At 55.6% G+C, this 1,210-nt stretch carries 2 protein-coding genes; one reads left to right on the top strand and one right to left on the bottom strand.

Annotated elements, in window-relative coordinates; genetic code table 11:
- Nucleotides 1–202, bottom strand: a 202-nt coding sequence (locus AC1DLB_RS30400; protein ID WP_477786331.1) for a bacterioferritin-associated ferredoxin, incomplete at its 3' end; no start/stop codon positions are given.
- A gap of 314 nt (nt 203–516) precedes the next feature.
- Here AC1DLB_RS30400 and AC1DLB_RS30395 point away from each other — a divergent pair.
- Nucleotides 517–1,119: a peroxiredoxin gene (locus tag AC1DLB_RS30395; RefSeq protein WP_018926607.1), complete on the top strand. Its 603-nt coding sequence runs from the start codon at nt 517–519 to the stop codon at nt 1,117–1,119.
- The last annotated feature ends 91 nt before the right edge of the window (nt 1,120–1,210 follow it).

The raw sequence follows: 1,210 nt of genomic DNA, 5'->3' as shown, positions 1-1,210 counted from the left end.
CTACGGGGTAGGGGATCACCGCCTGGGCCGTTTGCAGTTTGCCCAGTGTTTCACGCACCACTTCCTTGGCCAGGCAAGCGCATTTGCCACATTGGCCGGCTACGCCGGTAGCCAGACGGACTTCCTTGTAGCTGCAGCAACCTTCATAGATTGCATCGCGGATTTGACCGTCGGTGACGCCGGTGCAGAGGCAGACATACATAAGTGAGAACCGTCGCTGGTTGTGACTCAATTGCGATGGATCTTAATGTTAACGAGAATGRTTGTCAAAGTGGTTTCTGAAGGCTTTTCGTCATAAGGGCCTTTGACTGACGAACGGTTTCCTCTCGCGCCTTGCGAAAAAAAATAGCAGCGGCCATTTTGCCCGCCAGAAAAAAACCGCTAAGGACAGGCGAAAAACGCGGTGTATGATGGTCGGCCTTTTGCGAAGGAGGTTCGTGTCACAGGGCTGTCGCCTGAGGGTGACAGGCTGGCATGAGCCCTGTTCTTCAACGTTATTACACCAGGAGATATCCAATGAGCGTACTCGTAGGCAAACAAGCCCCTGACTTCACCGTACCGGCCGTACTCGGCAATGGCGAAATCGTAGACAGCTTCACCCTGTCCTCGGCCATCAAAGGCAAATACGGCCTGGTGTTCTTCTACCCACTGGACTTCACCTTCGTTTGCCCGTCCGAGCTGATCGCTCTGGACAACCGCATGGCTGACTTCAAGGCACGCAACGTTGAAGTGGTCGCCGTTTCGATCGACTCGCACTTCACCCACAACGCGTGGCGCAACACCCCGGTGAACAATGGCGGTATCGGCCAGGTTCGTTACACCATGGCTGCTGACATCAAGCAGGAAATCATGAAGGCTTACGACGTTCAGTCCGCTGACGGCGTGGCTTTCCGTGGTGCGTTCCTGATCGACGACAAAGGCGTTGTCCGCTCGCAGATCGTCAACGACCTGCCGCTGGGCCGTAACATGGAAGAGCTGATCCGTCTGGTTGATGCTCTGCAATTCCACGAAGAGCACGGCGAAGTTTGCCCTGCCAACTGGAAAAAAGGCGACAAAGGCATGAACGCTTCGCCAGAAGGCGTTGCGGCTTACCTGACCGAGCACGCTGCTGCGCTGTAAGCCAGGCGTCCGGCAATAAAAAACCGGCCTCACTGAGGCCGGTTTTTTTATGGGCGGGATAAACCGGCGACCAGCCTCAGTCGTTGTAGTC

The sequence above is a fragment of the Pseudomonas sp. 05N434 genome, from assembly GCF_056396965.1.
Note: the sequence above shows the minus strand (reverse complement) of the source record. Positions and strands in the feature narration are given on the sequence as shown.

Bases quoted from the DNA above. Each gene is read 5' to 3' on its own strand.
- AC1DLB_RS30395 (WP_018926607.1), top strand. From the start codon at position 517: ATGAGCGTACTCGTAGGCAAACAAGCCCCTGACTTCACCGTACCGGCC.